This is a genomic window from Ornithinibacillus halophilus, from assembly GCF_900129485.1.
Classification (GTDB): Bacteria; Bacillota; Bacilli; order Bacillales; family Amphibacillaceae; genus Ornithinibacillus; species Ornithinibacillus halophilus.
Map to the genome: position 1 here is coordinate 1 of NZ_FQVW01000096.1, position 3,385 is coordinate 3,385.

Sequence of the window (3,385 nt, forward strand, 5' to 3'; positions counted from 1 at the left end):
CTCTCAAGGTCATCACCAACTCGTATATTGTTACGCCTATTATAGAACATCTGTTCCTTTTGGTCAAATATCAACATCTAGCTTTAACAGAGCCTAATATAAAAAAGACCGACTTTATTAAGTCAGCCTGCTAAATAAAACACAATCAAATATTCATATAATCCAAAATAGAACGAATCGTTATAATTAGAACCAGTAGAAGCATCCCGATTATTAGCCAAGATAAAGGATGTTTTTTACCTTTAAAGATATGATATACAAAAACTAAAATACCGATGATAAACAGTACACCTAAAATTAGTGGCATAATAACCCATAAAAATGACATAATCATGCTCCTTCAACGTAAGAATAAGGATTCTATTTTTTAGTAATTTTACTTGGTGATGCATGTGCTGGATAGGATTGGTCAACACCATCTATCCATGCCTCCACCTCATCCCCTACATTGAAATTTCCACCACTAGTATCAAGGTAAATTAACATCACTCCATCTTCCTTCAATTTTTTTACACTTTCATTTTTTATTTCTTGATATTCATCCGCTGTCAAAGCTTGTGCTACTAAAATACGCTCTTTTTCTACTTCTACTATGTAACCACTAATTCTGATATCATACATTTCATTAGAACAACCGGATAACAGGACACTCATTAATATGAAGAAAACAGCTAAGTATTTCATCATCACTTCACTCTTAGTAACCTTAGTAGTTGCAAACCATCGGATGGATGACCATTATATGCCCCCATCCAACTTGGATAAGTCATTGGAATCACCGTCACCAAGAAATTTATTCCGTTAAAGATACATATACTCCAGAAAAATGATTGAAAATCATTATGTGTAACTACCATTGCTAGTACTCCAAGCATAAGCGTTAGAAATAACGACATGATTGGTCCACCAGCCATGGCAAATACTCGCTGTCGTTTATTTAATTCGCCTTCCCAGTTTACAAATCCCACAAAAGACCAAATTAGATGAAAATGGATTCTTCCAATTCTAAAATTTTCATTATTCCCATCATCTCTATTACCTAGATATACGTGCGCATGCAATTTTGACGTGAGTACAACTCCCATCGCATGCCCGATTTCATGTAGTAAAATACAGAGTGGAATAACTAAAATATAAAATAATATGAACAGTACCATTCTTTTCCCCCGTTTTACAACAAATTAACTTTTCTTAGGAAGATTTCACCCAAATTACTGCTCCTGTTTTCTCTATGAATTTTCTTCATCCATAATTATCCCACTATCCATAGGCACCTCTCGGTAATGCGTCATACCTAGCTTTTTATAAGTAATTCGCATCATGCTAATATCGTTCTTGGTATCCTCGCCATTAAATGTTGCCCCTAATACTAGACGAAAATTATCATCTACTTTTTTCCCCTTCAATGGAGATAATTCTTCATCCAAACCTTGGTCTCTCACACTTTCCTCATCCATCGAACCGATAGTATTAGTTTCTGCAATATAGGATTCAATCTGGAAATCATCATCTACTTTGGCAACAATTGACCTATCATCCCTAATAAATTCAACCTTTTCCAAAATTACACTACCAATACCTTCCCATTTTAATGTATATCCTAGATACATTTTATTTCCATTTTCAAAGTGTGACTGGTCCACAGAGATCGCGCTCGTAAGTATAAAATCTCCATTCTTACTAAAAAAGTTAAAACCAAATCCTAAGCCAACTATAAGGGCAAAAATAATAATAAGTGGTGCAACTTTTTTCTTCATTGTTATCCTCCATATCATGACATAAATTGTAGTCAAAATATTTTTAAAATTTATATTATAGATTTTACCACATTAAAAGTAATTGTAAATATGTGCAGTAATTTAATTTGAAATATAGTAGTGAATTATCTTTTTGAATGAATTGGTTGTGGAATTCGGTGAGGAAATATGGAGGAAACATGATGGTTTAACTAAGAGAGTCAATCACTTCTCTAATTAACTTAATATCTTTATAAATTTGTTCTTTAATCGTACTTTGTGAACAGCGTTCGTATTCATTTATTAAAACTTTCATCTCTCTTATAAATATTTGCTTTTCTTCATAGGAAATCATAATATCTCCAATCTTCGTACTAGTTTAGCATTATTATAGATATTCTGTACTAAAAGTCCAACCAGGTTTTACCTTGCACTATGCTTATACCCTTGATATACCGTAATCTAAACGTAAAAATAAGAAAAGTACCACCCAATCACAGGAAGTACTTATAAATAATTGCTAAACAAGAAAAATCCAAGTAATAATTCCACCTATAATAAGTATTGGGAAAAATATTATATAAATCAAGGAAAGACTAGACACACTCTTTTTTTTGCTATAATCAGCATTCGAATCTTTAGCAGCTAGTAATGTCATAATCAATCCGATAACCCCAATAACTAGAACAGCACTAATAAGAAACTTCATTTCTCAATCCCCTTTATTGAACACCTTTAATTAAATTATAACTCAAATTCCCTTACCACGAAATATGTATAGTGAGATATAATACCAATTAAATTGTAGATTTTTCAATTACATAATCCTCATTTGAATTTCTAATGACGATATCAAAATTCTTATGATATGGATGCATATATAATTCATATTGGATTCTACGTTGCTCATGGGATTGTTTTAAATAATTGATATCCATTCCTCTTTCCGAAATATCACGCACACTCCTTCTTGTAAACTCTGTTTCACCGTCAGTATAAAAATAAATGGTAATATCAAAAAACTTCGGATCAGCAAATGTAATACTCATTCCCTCAACAATACTAATGTTATTTTTGGCAGAAACCAGATGACTTTTCACATAATGCGTGCCAATCGTATAAAAATTGACTCCGTCTCTAATCATATGTAAATCTCTTTCTAACGAAGGAATATGATGAGCAGCTGGGTGACACGCTGTCATTTTAGTTGCATGCTTTTCATTGTTATATTCATAGTTAATCGTTGTGTATTTCCTAATGTCAGAAGTAATGATATATGGATCGGTATTGATGTAATTCACATTCTGCTCCAGCGATTGCTTCAACTTATTAGCAAAAGTTGTTTTCCCTGAAGCACCATGTCCCGATATCCCAATAATGACCCTTCCTTCTTTCTTACTTACAATATCAACTAATTGCTTTATTAACGTATCCATCTTCTCCCTCACTTACTATCATAATTTTAGGTCCCTAACCAACCCGACTTATTCCAGTAAATTATACAATTATTCTATCATAGGATTACATTTCCAGGACGAGTTTATTCCCTTTAATGGGGAGCGAGTTCCTCCCTGTGTCGAGCATATCCTCTTTATCGGGGAGCGAGTTCCTCCCTGTGTCGAGCATATCCTCTTTATCGGGGAGCGAGT

General features: G+C 33.2%; 6 protein-coding genes. All 6 read right to left on the bottom strand.

Translation table 11 applies throughout. The annotated features are described in order from the left end of the window. Window positions 1-145: 145 nt before the first annotated feature. The 6 genes from BUB12_RS17285 to BUB12_RS17310 all read right to left on the bottom strand — a co-directional run bounded on the left by BUB12_RS17285 (window position 146) and on the right by BUB12_RS17310 (window position 3,172). A complete protein-coding gene (locus BUB12_RS17285; RefSeq protein WP_072892157.1) occupies window positions 146-328 on the bottom strand; it encodes a hypothetical protein in 183 nt (60 codons plus the stop codon). 32 nt (window positions 329-360) lie between these two features. After that, complete coding sequence (locus BUB12_RS17290) at window positions 361-687, bottom strand: DUF3221 domain-containing protein (RefSeq protein WP_072892158.1); 327 nt, start codon at window positions 685-687, stop codon at window positions 361-363. Continuing rightward, a complete protein-coding gene (locus BUB12_RS17295) occupies window positions 687-1,157 on the bottom strand; it encodes a hypothetical protein (RefSeq protein ID WP_072892159.1) in 471 nt (156 codons plus the stop codon). The genes BUB12_RS17290 and BUB12_RS17295 overlap by 1 nt, the downstream gene beginning before the upstream one ends. Before the next feature lie 72 nt (window positions 1,158-1,229). Then, the gene (locus BUB12_RS17300; protein ID WP_072892160.1) at window positions 1,230-1,757 is read right to left on the bottom strand and encodes a hypothetical protein; all 528 of its coding nucleotides are present in this window, start codon (window positions 1,755-1,757) and stop codon (window positions 1,230-1,232) included. A gap of 499 nt (window positions 1,758-2,256) precedes the next feature. Then, entirely contained in the window at window positions 2,257-2,445 is a 189-nt protein-coding gene (locus BUB12_RS17305) for a hypothetical protein (protein WP_072892161.1), read from the bottom strand. 88 nt (window positions 2,446-2,533) lie between these two features. After that, window positions 2,534-3,172 (bottom strand): uridine kinase family protein, encoded by a 639-nt coding sequence (locus tag BUB12_RS17310; RefSeq protein ID WP_072892162.1) that lies wholly within the window; start codon window positions 3,170-3,172, stop codon window positions 2,534-2,536. Window positions 3,173-3,385 lie beyond the last annotated feature (213 nt).

Bases quoted from the DNA above. Each gene is read 5' to 3' on its own strand.
- BUB12_RS17295 (WP_072892159.1), bottom strand. From the start codon at position 1,157: ATGGTACTGTTCATATTATTTTATATTTTAGTTATTCCACTCTGTATT.
- BUB12_RS17305 (WP_072892161.1), bottom strand. From the start codon at position 2,445: ATGAAGTTTCTTATTAGTGCTGTTCTAGTTATTGGGGTTATCGGATTG.
- BUB12_RS17300 (WP_072892160.1), bottom strand. From the start codon at position 1,757: ATGAAGAAAAAAGTTGCACCACTTATTATTATTTTTGCCCTTATAGTT.
- BUB12_RS17310 (WP_072892162.1), bottom strand. From the start codon at position 3,172: ATGGATACGTTAATAAAGCAATTAGTTGATATTGTAAGTAAGAAAGAA.
- BUB12_RS17285 (WP_072892157.1), bottom strand. From the start codon at position 328: ATGTCATTTTTATGGGTTATTATGCCACTAATTTTAGGTGTACTGTTT.
- BUB12_RS17290 (WP_072892158.1), bottom strand. From the start codon at position 687: ATGATGAAATACTTAGCTGTTTTCTTCATATTAATGAGTGTCCTGTTA.